The sequence below is a fragment of the Microbulbifer regidiadema (SeqCode) genome (assembly GCF_052467605.1).
Genome location: NZ_CP174316.1, coordinates 3,219,106 through 3,234,826 on the forward strand (window position 1 = coordinate 3,219,106; position 15,721 = coordinate 3,234,826).

At 54.5% G+C, this 15,721-nt stretch carries 11 protein-coding genes; 2 read left to right on the plus strand and 9 right to left on the minus strand.

Features of this window, described 5'->3' with window-relative positions; translation table 11 throughout:
- Nucleotides 1-1,857: a monovalent cation:proton antiporter-2 (CPA2) family protein gene (locus ACJJIF_RS14765; RefSeq protein ID WP_444929093.1), complete on the plus strand. Its 1,857-nt coding sequence runs from the start codon at nucleotides 1-3 to the stop codon at nucleotides 1,855-1,857.
- Nucleotides 1,858-1,861: 4 nt separating this feature from the next.
- On the opposite strand, the gene ACJJIF_RS14770 is transcribed toward ACJJIF_RS14765, so the two are convergent.
- From ACJJIF_RS14770 to ACJJIF_RS14785, 4 genes are all read right to left on the minus strand, one after another.
- Nucleotides 1,862-2,221, minus strand: a complete 360-nt coding sequence (locus ACJJIF_RS14770) for a cupin domain-containing protein (protein WP_444929094.1) — start codon at nucleotides 2,219-2,221, stop codon at nucleotides 1,862-1,864.
- A gap of 8 nt (nucleotides 2,222-2,229) precedes the next feature.
- Nucleotides 2,230-3,849, minus strand: coding sequence for a Na+/H+ antiporter (locus tag ACJJIF_RS14775; RefSeq protein ID WP_444929095.1), 1,620 nt, complete (start codon nucleotides 3,847-3,849; stop codon nucleotides 2,230-2,232).
- Nucleotides 3,850-3,994: 145 nt separating this feature from the next.
- The gene (locus ACJJIF_RS14780) at nucleotides 3,995-4,810 is read right to left on the minus strand and encodes a class II aldolase/adducin family protein (protein WP_444929096.1); all 816 of its coding nucleotides are present in this window, start codon (nucleotides 4,808-4,810) and stop codon (nucleotides 3,995-3,997) included.
- 242 nt (nucleotides 4,811-5,052) lie between these two features.
- Entirely contained in the window at nucleotides 5,053-6,069 is a 1,017-nt protein-coding gene (locus ACJJIF_RS14785; protein ID WP_444929097.1) for a zinc-binding alcohol dehydrogenase family protein, read from the minus strand.
- A 1,889-nt stretch (nucleotides 6,070-7,958) separates the two neighbouring features.
- Here ACJJIF_RS14785 and ACJJIF_RS14790 point away from each other — a divergent pair.
- The gene (locus ACJJIF_RS14790) at nucleotides 7,959-9,197 is read left to right on the plus strand and encodes a hypothetical protein (protein ID WP_444929098.1); all 1,239 of its coding nucleotides are present in this window, start codon (nucleotides 7,959-7,961) and stop codon (nucleotides 9,195-9,197) included.
- Between the two features lie 451 nt (nucleotides 9,198-9,648).
- On the opposite strand, the gene glmS is transcribed toward ACJJIF_RS14790, so the two are convergent.
- The 5 genes from glmS to pdhA form a co-directional block, all read right to left on the minus strand.
- Complete coding sequence (gene glmS / locus ACJJIF_RS14795) at nucleotides 9,649-11,478, minus strand: glutamine--fructose-6-phosphate transaminase (isomerizing) (RefSeq protein WP_444929099.1); 1,830 nt, start codon at nucleotides 11,476-11,478, stop codon at nucleotides 9,649-9,651.
- A gap of 2 nt (nucleotides 11,479-11,480) precedes the next feature.
- Complete coding sequence (locus tag ACJJIF_RS14800; RefSeq protein ID WP_444932361.1) at nucleotides 11,481-12,305, minus strand: DeoR/GlpR family DNA-binding transcription regulator; 825 nt, start codon at nucleotides 12,303-12,305, stop codon at nucleotides 11,481-11,483.
- 107 nt (nucleotides 12,306-12,412) lie between these two features.
- Nucleotides 12,413-13,621 carry a dihydrolipoamide acetyltransferase family protein gene (locus ACJJIF_RS14805; protein WP_444929100.1) on the minus strand — a complete coding sequence of 403 codons (1,209 nt, stop codon included), beginning with the start codon at nucleotides 13,619-13,621 and terminating at the stop codon, nucleotides 12,413-12,415.
- On the minus strand, nucleotides 13,618-14,613 hold the full coding sequence (locus ACJJIF_RS14810) for an alpha-ketoacid dehydrogenase subunit beta (RefSeq protein ID WP_444929101.1): 996 nt from the start codon (nucleotides 14,611-14,613) through the stop codon (nucleotides 13,618-13,620). The genes ACJJIF_RS14805 and ACJJIF_RS14810 overlap by 4 nt, the downstream gene beginning before the upstream one ends.
- Nucleotides 14,613-15,704 carry a pyruvate dehydrogenase (acetyl-transferring) E1 component subunit alpha gene (gene pdhA, locus ACJJIF_RS14815; protein WP_444929102.1) on the minus strand — a complete coding sequence of 364 codons (1,092 nt, stop codon included), beginning with the start codon at nucleotides 15,702-15,704 and terminating at the stop codon, nucleotides 14,613-14,615. The genes ACJJIF_RS14810 and pdhA overlap by 1 nt, the downstream gene beginning before the upstream one ends.
- Nucleotides 15,705-15,721: the final 17 nt, after the last annotated feature.

Genomic DNA, 15,721 nt, shown 5'->3' on the forward strand with positions numbered 1-15,721 from the left:
ATGGAACACTCCGGCTTCCTTATTGAGGCAGTAATTTTTATGGCTGCCGCAGTGATTGCGGTACCCATTGCCACCCGCCTGGGCCTCGGCTCAGTTCTCGGTTACCTGCTCGCCGGGGTGGCGATAGGCCCCAGTGCCCTGGGCCTGGTCGGCGATGCCAGCGAAGAAATGCACATCGCCGAATTTGGCGTTGCGCTGATGTTGTTTTTGATCGGCCTGGAGCTACAGCCGAAAAAACTGTGGAAAATGCGCGGCGCCATCCTCGGCACCGGCAGCGCCCAGCTACTGTTTTCCGCTGCGGCGATCGCCGGATTGGTACTCGCCTTTGCCGAGATGGACTGGCATTCTTCGGTCGCCATCGGCCTGATTCTGGCACTGTCCTCAACGGCGATTGTGCTGCAGTCCCTCAGTGAAAAGGGCCTGCTCAAAAGCCAGGGCGGGCGCGCGGCATTTGCGGTTTTACTGTTTCAGGATATCGCCGTTATTCCCATTCTCGCACTGCTGCCGCTGCTTGCGGGCACCGCTGTCAGCCCCCACGAAGGCGGCTTGAGTGGCTGGTATTACGCAGCGGCGGTTATCGGCACCATGCTCGCTTTCGTGATCGCCGGGCGCTACCTGCTCGGCCCCCTGTTGCGGTTGATGGCGGGTAGCCAGGTGCGCGAGCTGTTTACCGTCAGTGCGCTATTGATCGTATTTGCGGCAGCGGCGGTGATGACCTGGCTGGACCTGTCGCCGGCACTGGGCACTTTCCTCGCCGGGGTACTGCTGGCCGAAAGCGAGTTCCGCCACGAGCTGGAGGCGGATATACAACCCTTTAAAGGCCTGTTGCTGGGGCTCTTCTTTATCGCCGTGGGCGCCAGCTTGAACTTCTCCCTGATCGGGGACAATCCGCTATTGCTGATCGGTTTGGCCCTGGCGTTAGTGCTGGTGAAATTTGCCGTACTCTTTGCCCTGGCGCGCAGTTTACGCATGTCGAAGGGGGAGGACTGGCTGTTCGCCCTGTCACTGGCGCAAGCCGGTGAATTCGGCTTTGTACTGGTGGCCTTCTCTACCCAACTGCAGGTGCTGAATGCCGATATCGGCAATCTGCTGGTGGCTCAAATTGCCCTGACCATGGCCCTCACCCCGGTGCTGTTGCTGGTATACGAACAGTTTATCCAACCGCGCTTTGTTAGCGGCCCGGAAACTCCCACCGACCTGGACACATCGCCACCGGTGGACTCAGACTCACCGGTAATTATTATTGGCTATGGGCGCTTTGGGCAGATCGCCGGGCGGCTGCTGAATGCCTGCGGCTTCAATACCACCCTGCTGGAACGCAATGCCGAACAGCTGGACCTGGTGCGCCGCTATGGCATCAAGGCCTACTACGGCGATGCCTCGCGAGAGGACCTGCTGCGCGCCGCCGGCGCCCAAAATGCGAAGCTGGTTATCCTCACCCTGAGCGACCAGGCCGCCTGCCTGGAAATCGTGGCCCAGCTGCAAAAGCACTTCCCCGATGTGATCATCCTCGCCCGCGCCCGCAACCGCATGCACCAGTATGCTTTGATGGAAGCCGGAGTGCGCCATATCTTCCGCGAGACGGTGGATTCGGCCCTGACAATTGGGGAAAAAGCACTGGAACTACTGGGACTCAGCCCACTACAGGCGCGCCGCGCCGCGCTGAAGTTCAAGCGGCACGACCAGCGTATGCTGGAAGCGCTGTTCCCCTACTGGCGCGATGAATCCCAGCATATTGCGCAAACCCGGATCTATCGCGAACAGCTGCTGCAAGCTCTACAGCAAGACCGCCGCGACAAGGATCTGCATCTGGATCACTACTGGGAAGAGCGCAAAGCGGAGACGGAAAAACAGTGAGCCGCTAGCGGCTGCGGGCGCTGTCATTCAACACAACGATGGCAGCCCTGCCCGCGCTCAAGCACTCACTGATATGTCCCCGCCCCTGTAAATCCCTGGCCAATAGAATATCGCCGGCAGTAAAAATTCGCTGTTCTCCAGAGCCACTCGTCACTGCCACCTCGCCCTCCAGATAGAGAATAAACTGCGCCTGCGGGGCGCAGTGCCAATCGAAACGCTGGCCCCGGGAGAACTCACGGAACAGTAATTGCTTGGCCGGGTAGGGCAGGGAGTAATAGCCCAGTGGCTGCGCCTGTGAGCTGATAAAGTTTCTGCAGCGAAAAGCAGACTGCCCCCGCTCTGAATACAGTTCTACAAATTCCATCTAAAGCGCTATTCCCGGGTAATTAAACTCGCCTCAATCAGGTCGACCTCAAGCACCAGTTTGCGGTGCAGCTCATCATCAATTTTTCTGCTGATGCGCAACTCGAACAGCTGCTCGCGTTCGGCGGAGAGGGCGGCGAGGTGGTAGTGGCGCTCAACCCTTGAGCGCATCCAGATAATATCCTCGCTGTCATCTTCCCCTAACGCCGTTCGCCGCCGATATATCGCCAAGAGATGATCCACCGCCTCAAAGGCGAGATCGCGATCTTTTTCACCCCGCTCTATCTCCTCGCGCATATTGACCAGCTGATTCACTGCCGCCTTGGCAGCGGATATACGCGCCACTTTTTCATCGCCAATAGCAGCGAAATGTGGCGTCTGCGGTAAGCGACGCAAAAGCATAGGCAGAGCAAAACTGGCCAGCAGCAGTGATAACAAAATAACCCCGATGGCAATAATCAGGGCCAAATCGCGACCGGGTAGGGGATTGCCATCGGCTAAAAGCAGCGGTAGGGAAAAAGCACCCGCCAGGGTGATCGCACCCCTGACGCCGGCAATGGTCACGATACTGACCAGTAAAAAGTGTGCAGCAAAAGATTCTATTTTTCGGCCAAAGTCGGCGAGATACAGCGAGACCCACACCCAGACAAAACGCAGAAAAAGCAGGACAATAAATATTGCTAACACATAAAAAATAATGGTCCACTCACCCGTGTGGCGCACACCGGAAACGTCGGCCGTGGTAATTCGAACCAGCTGCTCTCCCAATAAAACGAAAATAATACCGTCCAATACAGCTTGCACCGTTTTCCACACCGCGCGGCGATCCATTCGGGTGGTGGACATTTCCATTCCGCGCAAAGTGGTATAGTGAGTGGCAATCCCGGCACTGGCAGCGGCCAAAATACCCGACACCTGCAAATTATCCGCAGCAATATAGGCGGCAAAGGGCACCAGCAGGCTCACCAGAACCTGTACCGTCGCATCCTCGCCCCCCATCCTGACAAGCCAGCGCAAGGTATATCCACAGGCAAATGCCACTCCCGCACCAATCCCCACACCGCCGGCGGCAACCCAGAAAAAACCGCTCAGTGCATGGGGGAGCGAAAAGGTCCCGGTGAGGGCGGCAACCACCGCAAAGCGGAAAATATCCAGGCCCGAGGCATCATTAAACAGGGATTCGCCGGCAAGAATATGCTCCAGGCGCGCAGGCATAGCGCTACCGCCGTGTACTACGGATACCGCCACGGGGTCGGTCGGCGCCAAAATCGCAGCCACGGCAAAAGCTACCGCCAGTGGCATTATCGGCACTAACCAGGCGATAAAGTAACCCATACCCACAACGGTAAAAAGCACCAGGCCAATAGCCAGGGTGGCAATAACGCCGATATCCCGAAATAGGGCGCCCTTGGGTATTCGCCAACCGGCAATAAATAACAGCGGCGGGACAAACAGCAGGAAAAACACTTCCGGCTCCAGGGAGATTTCTACCCCGAAGCAACTTCCCAGCAGGGTGCCCGCAGCAATTTGCAGTAGGGGCAGAGGAATAGGCAGGGGCGACAGGCGGGCAATCATCAGGGTAATGGCCACCGCTAATAACAGCACCAGCGCTAGAACCAGGTAGTGCATTAGTCACTAATATTCCCACTCACCTCTTATCGGCACAGACCCCTGTGCAGTAGCAACTGCTGTTCAGTCAATATCCGGCCGTTTAAGCGAGTACAGAAACAGGGTAGAGAGGCGGCTTTTTACGGGGCGTAAATTTTCAGGCCCCTTACGCAAACATATCCGGCTGCTCCGCACAGATAACCTGATAGAGAGACTGAAAGCTAAACAATCCTGCCAGCTCGGTGCCCACAACTGCGCGGGTGCGTATCGCCACCTCGGGATCAATCAGTATAGGTTGTCCCGCCGCCTCCGCCAGTAATTGCGCCCGGCAGCACTTTTCCATAGTGATATACCACCAGGCGGCCTCATCCACAGATTTGCCGACGGTAAGTAAACCGTGGTTCTGAAGAATAAGGGCCTTGTGCGATCCCAACGCCCTGGCCAGGGCCTCGCCTTCTCCCATTTCCAATACCACCCCGGAAAAAGTATCCAGTAAACCGTGGTCCCGGTAAAAAGCACAGGCATCCTGAGTAATAGGGTCTAAAAGGCGTCCGAGGCTAGACCAGCTTTTTCCATAGATCGAATGGGCGTGGGCAGCGGCGACAATATCCGGGCGGGTTTTATGGATATGGGAGTGAATCGTGAACGCGGCCCCATTCAGGTAACCGCTGCCCTCAACCACCTCACCTTGATGGTTAACCAGCAATAGCTGCGACAGGGTTATTTGCTTAAACGAGACCCCCATGGGGTTAACCCAAAAATAGTCGTCGTACTCCGGATCGCGAACGCTAATATGGCCGGCAACGCCCTCATCGAAGCCATATTTGCCAAACAGACGCAAAGCCGCTGTGAGTTTTTTCTTGCGCTCTTCACGCACCTGTTCCGGCGGCTGGATGGGCTCATCCAATAACATATGGATGTCGCCATTCATAACAGCAGCATCGATACCGGTTTTTTTTCTATTTTTTGCTATCGCAACCATCGAGCACCCCTATTAATCCCTAAGAAATGTCAGGGTATGGTTATAGCACGAGTTTTATTTGCTGTGCGACAGGAAAAAAAGTAATAAAAATTTAATTTTTAATTCCTAGAGAAATATAAAAATGACTTCTATGTCTATTTTTTATATTTATTTGTACAGGGCAGAAGTCAAATAAAAATATAGAAAATTTATCTTCTATCCAACCACACTGAGCGGTGGCTGGATAGATAAAAATTGCTTTTTCAATAACCTTCCAAAACAACTTTTCCTTTAGCGGACTGGGATTCGATAAGCTGATGGGCTTTACGCAGGTTATCCGCATTAATCTTGCCAAAATGCTGCCCCATTGTGGTTTTAATTAATCCCTGATCGATTAATTCTGCCAGCTCATTTAACAGGACATGTTGGGCAATCATATCCTCGGTAGTAAACAGGGAGCGGGTAAACATAAATTCCCAGTGCAGGGATATACTCTTGTGTTTCAGTGCCATCACATCGAGGGAATCGGGGTCATCAATCAAGCCAAATTTCCCCTGGGGTTTAATACTTTTAATGATTTCCGCCAAGTGCTCTTCGGTATTGGTGAGGCTAACCACATAGTCGACGCTATCGATGCCCGCACGGCTCAACTGCTCACTGAGCGACTGTTGATGATTGATCACATAGTGACTCCCAAGCGCCTCAAGCCAACTTTGCGTCTCGGGTCGCGAGGCAGTGCCGATTACGGTCAGATTGGTCAGGCGCCGAGCCAACTGGACCATAATGGAGCCCACACCACCGGCGGCACCAATAATCAGCAGTGACTTGTTGTTTGCGCCTTTACCCACCTCCACTTGCAGGCGATCGAACAGCATTTCCCAGGCGGTAATCGCGGTGAGGGGCAGGGCTGCCGCCTCGGCATTGTCGATCGTCTTCGGGGCCCGGCCGACAATGCGCTCATCCACCAGCTGATACTGGGCATTACTGCCGGGGCGGGAGATATCTCCCGCATACCAGACCCGGTCACCGACTTCGAAGTAAGTCACCTCCGAGCCCACGGCCTTCACGATGCCAACCGCATCCCAGCCCAATACCTTCCACTGACCCGCATCGGGGCTGGCCCGCTTTCTGACTTTGGTGTCCACAGGGTTCACGGAAACGGCCTGCACCTCCACCAACAGGTCCCGGGCGGAGGCTTGGGGCACTGGTAGCGTTATATCCTGTAGCGCCGCTTGATCGGTGCTTGGCAGGGACTGTTGATAACCGACCGCTTTCATCATCAGCTTGATCCTTTTTCATTGGGATAACAGGGATTCGGGGTATCCTAAGCAGGATTATCCACAAGAAAAACCGCCTTCTCACAGAAGCTGTTTCAATTATTTTTTTAAATTCCAATTGCTGTCGATAACTCTATACACAGTTATCCACAAATCGAGGTGGTGGCACCGGTGAGTCGTCCTCTGTGGAAAACTCAGGAGATTATTCACTGACAAGCGCCTTGATCTTGCTCCAGCAGCCTGAAGGCAAAATCTTATACACAGACAAGATTTCCTAGTAATCAGCCCACTGCTGGCACAGCTCAGGCCGCAGGCAGACGAGACCAAAACCTTGAGTCTCAGTTTTTCGGTCCTGGGGATAAATCCCGCAATCCCTATTCACCTTATCCACATAAAGCCTTGTTGCCCGGCGTCGCGGGCGCAAGGGGTCGAGCGCAGCCCACTTATCCAATCCACTGCCGCCCCCCTTCCAACCGTCTAGCGATAGAGATCAATATTTTCCCTGTGGCCCCGCCTTTTTCTCTCCACTAAGTTATCCACAATCTGTAGGAGTGCGCTGGGGTCTATATACCCCCGGTGGTCAACTTCTCTGTTTCGTACCAAGCGGGATCGAGCAATGGGCGGGGAAAGTTCATTATAAGCAAGAGGACAGCAATCCGCTCTCAGCCAAATAACTTCGGGAAGCTCCCTAGTACTCAACTGGCGGGGTAAGCCCGGCAGTAAGACGGCGGGCGCCTGAATATACCTAAAGGGCAGCCCTTTCAGCTGGATCACTATTTGGAGCTATTGGACTAGAGTGGTCAACATTTAGCCAGAAAAAACGCGACTGTATTGCCGAAAAACCCACCCTGTTCTCCAGCGGCTTGACGTCTCGCCCAACCACTGGCTCTATCGCAAATAAGTAACTGGGACTGGCTATGTATAATCAGCTGCTGTGCCGCACTGGTATTCTCCTAGCACCAGTCACTGAATCCGACCGTGCAATATCAATAAAAGAAATCCACTATCGATACCTGCTTAATTTACAGCGCGTTAAACGCAGCTGCATATAGCCAGTGTAAGCCGAGAGTAAAATCGTATAACTGATTGGTTTTACTGAAGCATATTTCATACATATGACAAACAAACCTTTCCTCTCCGGGCTTATACACATTTTCTTTTCAATATTTATTTCTTTAAAGCTTTTTGAAAGTAAATAAATTTCGAAAATAAGAAGCAAATAAACTGATACCCTCAATGAAAAGATAAAATATTAACCGAGCAAATCTTTCCAAGACTTTGAGACTGTGATAAATATTGTTATAAAAATTATCCTGAGGAGCATGAAAATATATACACCTTGAATCCGGCCGCATATAAACAGGCCAAACAGAAATTAACTTCGCTAAAAATGGCAAGTTAATATTTTTTATAGAATTTAATCTAATTCTTTAAAAGAGTTCAGATTTATGCAAGATCAAACTTATAGAGGTCAGGCACAGACAAAATAAATATATTTACAGAAAAACTTATAACACTGGCTCACCAATGATCAAAGGACTGATCTGCATATGTTATTTCCTCCGCTCTTATCAAATCAGAGCCACGAGAGTAAAACTATCACTATGGATAGCTCCAAAAGGAGGCCAACCTTCAGGCTGCTATCCAGCGTATACAGTAACAGTTTGGTAGGGCCCGGACTGGGGGCACCGCAGAGTATCAATACTTTTTATTGTCGCAGTACTGCGACAATACCAATTCTACTCTGATCTGGCCACCCTAAGCTAGGTAAAACGCGATATTTTTACCGGAAAAAATTGGATAATTCATCAATGGCCTGACAGGCTTAAAAGAATCAAACAAATAATTACACTAAAAAACTATTAAATTCTAAAAAACGTAAAGGACTAACAATGTCAGATTATTTAAAAATTGTTGAAAATGGAGAAACTCCAAATATTAATCGCAATGTTTGGGTACCCAGTTCGGATTTTGATTGGTGGAAATCAATAAAAAGAGGACACCAATCAAATTACTACATGTGTAAGTTAACGAGAGCGATCTATGATATAGCAATAAAACCTGGACCCCGTAGTTTTTCGAACAAAAAAACCCTAACACTCAATGGTGCCCAGATCCACTATTCTATTCTGGAATGCGGAGATGTCGTAGTAGACAAAGTTATAAGTGACGACTCAATTTCCACTCCAGAGGAAAATCAAGATACTGGTTTGTATTATGTATACTATGACCAGATAAGTGATTCATTTAAAACCTCAAACTCATCACAAGACCAATTGCCTTACAATCACCATTGGGATGGAATCCATTACGTCGCGGTCAGCGGTAAGTTTACTGATAAAGAAGAGGCCGGCTGGGAATTGATAAAACATATTCGTAAAGCCTATGATAGCTCAGTATATAGGTACCTAAGAAACCAGCTCTCTGACGAAAGTCACTACGCCTTATTCTGGCAAAACGATCAATATTATGATTCGAAAAATGCGCAATCACTTGCGGCATGGATTGCACATGGACAAGGCCATTGTATGCCAATTAATTGGCTAGTACACGGCGAGGGAACGGATACTTTTGCACAGGCGTTGAAGCTTCTAATCAAGCAGCCAGGTATTCATCCATTTAAGGGTGATAATGGTAATGAGAATGGTAAAATCGCAAACCAGAATACAATGGGAAATCAGCAGGTCTTTTTCTCCAACCCACGGGGACCTAATGGGGGACGTGGAATCACTGAAAAAAAACTGCGGAATCTCTGTGAGCAAGCTGGTATGCATATGTCAGGTACAAATATTAATCCACTCGATGTTTTTCATAACCGCGATGCCCGAATGGAAGGGCTCACTACAGCGGCAACTATAGCAGCAGGAACTGCTGCTACAGGCATAACGAGCGAAGCAGGTTTTACCAAGGTTAAAAGTGCTTTTGAAATGACTCAGGACTTTGCTACAGCGGCATATACTGGGGATGCTTCTCATTTATCACCACGTTCAGTAGCGGGTGTTACTGCATTCTGCATAACAGCATTTGCCTGTGTTAAAAAACTTAGCGCCTACATTCGTAATACACAAGGTGCACTGCATCCCACTAAGGGAAATGGCGATAATAAATCCTGGGCAGAGAAAAAATCTTAGTAAGGGACTTCTCTATTTAACCTACCTCAAATTACCGACTGTGACAGGATTAGATTCCAATGATTTAAGCGGACACAGCCAACTCTCGGAGGCCTTCCGTATACCGCAGTAAAAAGCTCCAGCAAGTTATTCTCACTGGCTGAAACCGCCCTTGGTTAACTTGCAGAGCTGCCGGTATACGGCCTCCAACGCATTCGTCGTCATAGCGGATAGGCTGAAAGAGTTAGCCATGTGATTAAGTTTACTTTATTTAGGAGGCGAGCTTATTCAAGGGCTACTAAAAAGGGGGAGACTCAGGGAGTCCACTGACACCCTCGGTGTAATGTCTGCAGAAATAAAACCCTCTATACATCCAAAGCATCCAAGCTACACCTATTTTATTCGGCATAGCTCAGATAACTGTGAAAGTGGGGGACTTTATTGTCAGCCTAACCCCGACAGGGTGGCACCATTACTCAACCGTTACCGATTTGGCCAGATTTCTCGGCTGGTCCACATCCGTGCCCTTGAGCACTGCCACATGGTAGCTCAGCAGCTGTAGCGGCACGGTGTAGAGAATCGGCGCCAGGCTCTCGGGGGAGTCCGGTACTTCCACCACGGTCACGCCCTCTTCACTGGTAAACCCGGCTTTGGGGCTGGCAAAAACAAACAGCTGACCGCCGCGCGCGCGCACTTCCTGTAAATTGGATTTGAGTTTTTCCAGCAGCTCATCATTGGGGGCCACCACCACCACCGGCATATCGCCGTCGACCAGGGCCAGGGGCCCGTGTTTTAACTCCCCGGCGGGGTAGGCCTCGGCGTGGATATAGGAGATTTCCTTCAGCTTTAAGGCGCCTTCGAGGGCAATGGGAAACTCGACACCGCGACCGAGAAAGAGCGCGTGTTTTTTCTCGGCAAAGGCCTCACCGGTATATTTAACAATTTTATCCAGGCCGGTGAAGCTCTCCATCAACTGGGGCAGCTGGTGCAGAGCGCTGACTAACTCGGCCTCGCGCTCCGCCGGCAGGCCGTTGGCCTTGGCCAGCGCGATACAGAACAGCTGTAAAGCCACCAGTTGAGTCGTAAAGGCCTTGGTCGAGGCCACCCCAATCTCCGGGCCCGCCTCGGTCATCAGCGATAATTCGGATTCCCGTACCAGTGAGCTGTTGGGTACATTGCAGATGGCCATAGAGGCCAGGTAGCCCAGGCCTTTACCCTGGCGCAAGGCGGCGAGGGTATCCGCCGTTTCCCCAGACTGGGAAATACTCACAAACAGAGTTCCCGGCCGCACCACCGTCTTGCGATAGCGCAGTTCGCTGGCCACTTCTACCGAACAGGGAATACCGGCCCAGTCCTCCAACCAGTAGCGCGCCACCATCCCCGCGTGATAGCTGGTACCGCAGGCCACTATCTGCACCTGCTGCACCTTGGGCAGAATTTCCTGAGCGCGGGCACCGAGTGCCTGGGTCAACACCGAGTGCTCGTCGATACGACCCGCCAGGGTGGCCGCAACTACCTGGGGCTGCTCGAAAATCTCTTTCTGCATATAGTGGCGATAGTGCCCTTTATTACTGGCTTCGTGGCCACCGGTCAATTTGTGCACCGGGCGGCTGACCTCTTTGCCCAGTTTGTCCCGCACTGCGATACCGCTGCGGCGCACTTCCGCCACGTCGCCCTCTTCAAGGAAAATAAAGCGGTCGGTCACCTGGCGCAGGGCCATTGGGTCTGAGGCGATAAAGTTTTCTTCGATCCCCACCCCCAGTACCAGGGGACTGCCGGAACGGGCGCAGGCCAGAACATCCGGCTCATCGCGGCTGACAACCGCCAGGGCGTAGGCGCCCTCCAGTATCTGGGTAGCTTCGGTCACCGAATCGATCAGGTTGCGGCCCTCGATACTCAGAGAGTGAATCAGGTGTACCACCACTTCGGTATCGGTCTCTGACTGGAACTCGTAACCCTTGTCCTGTAGCTCTGCGCGCAGTTCCTGGTGATTCTCGATAATGCCGTTGTGCACCAGGGCAATATGGCCGGATAGGTGGGGATGGGCGTTTTCATTCGATGGCACACCGTGGGTTGCCCAGCGGGTATGGGCTATCCCTATATGGCCCTCGGCACTCTCCTCTCTTAATTTAGCTTCGAGGTCCGCGACCTTGCCCAGGCTCTTGCGCAGTTGTAGCTGGCCACTGCCATCACTCAGGCAGACACCGGCGGAGTCATAACCGCGATACTCCAAACGGCGCAGCCCCTCCAGAAGAATACCCATCACATTGCGCTGTGCCAGCGCGCCCACAATTCCGCACATAATTATTTCCTCATTAACCCGGAAAACTCGCCACCCATTACCCGTTCGGGCGGGGAGTTTCTGCCCCTATCTACCGGGGCACAGAGCAGCTGAATGCCCAGCTGCTCCAATTTTTGACCTACAGAGTCCTCCAGACCATCGTCTGTGACCAGGGTATCGACCTGCTCCCAGGACAATTCCAAATTGGGAATCCGCTTCCCCACTTTACTGGACTCCGCCAGCACAACGACCTCTCGCGCCACTTCCGCCATAACACGGGACAGGCCTATCTGCTCATTAAAAGTACAGGTGCCGCGCTGCAAGTCGATGCCATCGGCACCGATAAAAGCGCGATCGAAGTCGTAGCCCCTCAGTACCTGTTCCGCCACCTGCCCCTGGAAGGCCTCGAAATGCGGGTCCCAGGTACCGCCAGTCATCAGCAAGGTCGGTTCGTTTTCCAGCTCCCGCAGTGCATTAGCCACATGCAGTGAGTTAGTCATCACAACCAGCCCGCGCTTGCTTTCAAGCTGCGGAATCATCGCCGCAGTGGTGCGCCCATAGTCGATCACAATCCGGTGGTGATCCGGTATCAGGGCTGCGGCGGCGCGGCCGATGGCCCGCTTGATTTCGGAGGGGCCCTCCTCGCTGACCAGCTCCCTCGGCACTGGGATAGCCCCGCCGTGACGGCGCAGCAGCAAGCCGTGGTTTTCCATCGCAGTCAGATCCTTTCGAATCGTGACCTCCGAGGTACCGAACTGCCGCGCTAATTGCTCGACACTGGCCTCACCCACTTCATTCAACAAGTGGAGGATGCCGTGGCGACGCTGCTGGGTGTTGCGCTTGGACATAAGCATAAAAGTTTCGTTTCGAAACTTAAAGATAGCAAAACGAAACTATAATTCCCACAGTTTTATCGCCAGCGGGTCGGCTAGTGGCAGAGTGTGGGCAGAAATAGCTATAGCGATAGGGTTTTCAACATCACCTGGAGAAAGCGCGCCAGCTCGCCACCGGTAACGGCGCGGTGATCGGCACTGATGGAGAGGGGCAACAGGGGGCGCATCGCCGGCCAGCGATTGACCACCACCACCCCCTGGCCCACCCGCCCGGCACCGACAATGGCGACAGTGGGTGGCATAACCACTGGGGTGGCGTAGCGACCGGCAATAGAGCCAAAGTTGGACAGGAGTATGCTCGCCCCCTGTAAATCCCGCTGGGCAATGCCGGTCTCGTGGGCCTGGTTTTTGAAGTCCGCTACCTGCTGGAGCAGCTCCCCGTCGGAGCGCTCGGCCACCTCTCGAAGTACCGGTACAAACAGCCCTCTGGGCGAGTCCACGGCCAGGCCAATATTGATACTGCCCTGCGGCAGCAGCTGATTATCCCGATACCAGGCATTGAGTGTGGGCTCTGCGGTACAGGCCTCCTGTACCGCGCGGATCAAGCGCAGCAGCGCCGGGGCACTGCCCCACCAGTTGGAAATATCCGCGTCGTCACACAGGGTTATCTGTTGCACTTCATCCCGCGCGCGACTCATGGACAGCCCCATGGCCCGCCGCGCCGGCGACATAATCTCGGGGTCGGATTCGACGGCAGTCGTTTGCACAGTCGGGGTAGGAGGGGGCGATGGGCGGCGGCTCTTTGCCGGGGCTTGTGCTTTGGCCCCCGATCCCGCCGCAGCACGCACCTGGGCTGCTGTCACCGGGGCAGCAGCGGATAGTGAGTGCAAATCGACGCCCAAACGCCGGGCCAGGGCCCGCACCCTCGGGGTTGCCGGGCGCTTCGGGCCCGCCTCGGGCCCCCGCTCAACCCCCAATACAGCCTGCCCCTGTTCCAATTTTCCCACCACCGTGCCGCTGTCGGCCCGCGCATCCCCTTGATCTGCTTCTTCCGTTTTAACAGTGGCTGTGGAGGGGCTTTCAAGCGCCACTTCCCCCTCGGCGACAAATCCCACCAGGGGCTCGCCGACATTCACGGTTTCATCCACCACTGCAAACAGTTTTTCAATCGTGCCGCCCCAGGGAGCCGGTACATCCACCAGGGCCTTGGCAGTTTCAACCGTCACCAGGGTATCGTGGATGGCGATCGTCTCTCCCTCACTGATATGCCACTCCCGCACCACCGCATCGGGCAGACCTTCGCCGAGGTCCGGCAGGGTAAAAATCTTCATTGTGCCCCTCCGTTGGCATAATCCAATACCTCCCGCACGGCGGCCAAAATCTGCGCCACTCCCGGCAGATACTCGTGCTCCAATTGGTAGTAGGGCATCACCGTATCGAAGCCGGTCACCCGCTGTACCGGTGCCTGCAACAGGTCGAAGGCATATTCATTGATCTGCGCGACCAGCTCAGCGCCCACACCACAGAATCTGGCCGCCTCGTGTATCACAACACAGCGCCCGGTTTTCTCCAGGGAGTCGATCACCGTGTGGATATCCAGGGGTTTCAGGGTGGCCGGGTCTATGACCTCGGCCTCTATGCCTTCCTCTGCCAGCTGCTCTGCGGCTTGCAGGGTCTCTTTGAGACAGGCGCCCCAGGCGATCAGTGTGATATCGCGGCCCTCGCGCAATACAAAGGCGCGATCCAGCGGCAGCGCTGCGCCGGTGTCCGGCACCTCCTGGCGCACCGCCCGGTAGATGCGCTTGGGCTCTAGAAAGATCACCGGGTCCGGGTCGCGAATTGCCGCCAGCAGTAAACCGTAGGCGCGGGCCGGGGAGGAGGGCACTACCAGGCGCAGGCCCGGAATATGCGCGAACAGGGCCTCGGTGCTCTCGGAGTGATGCTCCGGTGCATGAATACCACCACCGTAGGGGGCGCGGTAGACCGCCGGGCAGGAGAGGCGGCCGCGGGTGCGATTGCGAAAGCGCGAGGCGTGGCTGAGAATCTGATCGAGACCGGGATAGATAAACCCCATAAATTGAAATTCAGCCACCGGTCGCAATCCCTGTACCGCCATGCCCACCGCCATACCGGCAATCATGGTCTCGGCCAGGGGGGTATCCAGTACCCGGTCGCGGCCGAACTTGGCTTGCAGCCCCTCGGTCGCGCGAAATACGCCACCATTGAGGCCCACATCTTCACCAAAAACGACCACCCTGGGGTCCGCTTGCATCTCGTAAGCCAAGGCCTGGGCAATCGCCTCTACCAGAGTGATCTCCGCCATCAGCTATCCCCCTGCAACTGTTGATACTGCTCCAGAAATGCCTCCGGCAGCTTTGCGTAGAGGTGGTCGAATATTGCCGTGGCGGAATCCCTGGGGGTTTCCCGGTAGGTTTGCACCGCCCTGTCCACTTGCCGGGTTAACGCCCGCTGCAACTCTTGCTCCCGCGTATCATCCCAGGCCCCGCCGTTTTCTAGATAGGCGCGCAGGCGCCGCAAGGGCTCCTTTGCCCAGGCTTCATTGAGGTTGTTTTTCGGTTGATAGCGGCTGGCATCATCGGCGGTGGTGTGGTCGCACAGGCGATAGCTGATCGCTTCGATCAGTGCCGGGCCGGCCCCGCTGCGCGCCTGCGCCAGCGCATCTCCCACCGCTTCGCGCACGGCAATGACATCGTTGCCGTCCACCTGCAAGCCGGGTATACCGGCGGCGATAGCCTTCTGCGCCAGGGTTTTGCAGGCAGTTTGCTCTTCGCGCGGCAGGGAGATGGCCCACTGGTTATTGTTGATCACGATTACCAGGGGCAGCTTCCAATCGCCGGCCAAATTGATCGCCTCGTAGAAGTCGCCCCGCGAAGTGGAGCCGTCGCCCCCGGTCGACACAGCGACACGCAGGGGTTCGCCGAGATGTTCGTGCTTGTATTTCAGGGCGAAGGCAATACCGGCACCGTGTAGCATCTGGGTGGCAATAGGTACGCTCAGAGGCAAATCTTGGCGGGCGTGGCGAAAGTTCTGCCCGCGCTCATCGCCCCCCCAGATCGCGTAGATTTCCTCAATCGCAACACCGCGCCCCAGCAGGGCGCCGCTCTCCCGGTAATTGGGGCAATAGACATCCTCTGCGGCCATCGCTGCGGCGAGGCCAACGCCTATCGCCTCCTGGCCGAGACTGGAAGGGTAGGTGCCAAGCTGGCCGGTGCGCTGCATTTTGACCGCGCGATCATCCACCATACGAGTCAGGGTCATCTGGCGGTAGAAGTCGATCAGGGTATCGGCAGTGGCGAAGTCCGGTAGGGCTTGGGTCGTCTGTCCGCGCTCGTCCAGATATTGCAGTGAGGCAATATCAAAACTGGCAAGCAGTTTTAATCTGGGCTTGTGCATCGGGCCATTCCTTTTAT

Bases quoted from the DNA above. Each gene is read 5' to 3' on its own strand.
- ACJJIF_RS14765 (WP_444929093.1), top strand. From the start codon at position 1: ATGGAACACTCCGGCTTCCTTATTGAGGCAGTAATTTTTATGGCTGCC.
- ACJJIF_RS14770 (WP_444929094.1), bottom strand. From the start codon at position 2,221: ATGGAATTTGTAGAACTGTATTCAGAGCGGGGGCAGTCTGCTTTTCGC.
- ACJJIF_RS14775 (WP_444929095.1), bottom strand. From the start codon at position 3,849: ATGCACTACCTGGTTCTAGCGCTGGTGCTGTTATTAGCGGTGGCCATT.
- ACJJIF_RS14780 (WP_444929096.1), bottom strand. From the start codon at position 4,810: ATGGTTGCGATAGCAAAAAATAGAAAAAAAACCGGTATCGATGCTGCT.
- ACJJIF_RS14785 (WP_444929097.1), bottom strand. From the start codon at position 6,069: ATGATGAAAGCGGTCGGTTATCAACAGTCCCTGCCAAGCACCGATCAA.
- ACJJIF_RS14790 (WP_444929098.1), top strand. From the start codon at position 7,959: ATGTCAGATTATTTAAAAATTGTTGAAAATGGAGAAACTCCAAATATT.
- glmS (WP_444929099.1), bottom strand. From the start codon at position 11,478: ATGTGCGGAATTGTGGGCGCGCTGGCACAGCGCAATGTGATGGGTATT.
- ACJJIF_RS14800 (WP_444932361.1), bottom strand. From the start codon at position 12,305: ATGTCCAAGCGCAACACCCAGCAGCGTCGCCACGGCATCCTCCACTTG.
- ACJJIF_RS14805 (WP_444929100.1), bottom strand. From the start codon at position 13,621: ATGAAGATTTTTACCCTGCCGGACCTCGGCGAAGGTCTGCCCGATGCG.
- ACJJIF_RS14810 (WP_444929101.1), bottom strand. From the start codon at position 14,613: ATGGCGGAGATCACTCTGGTAGAGGCGATTGCCCAGGCCTTGGCTTAC.
- pdhA (WP_444929102.1), bottom strand. From the start codon at position 15,704: ATGCACAAGCCCAGATTAAAACTGCTTGCCAGTTTTGATATTGCCTCA.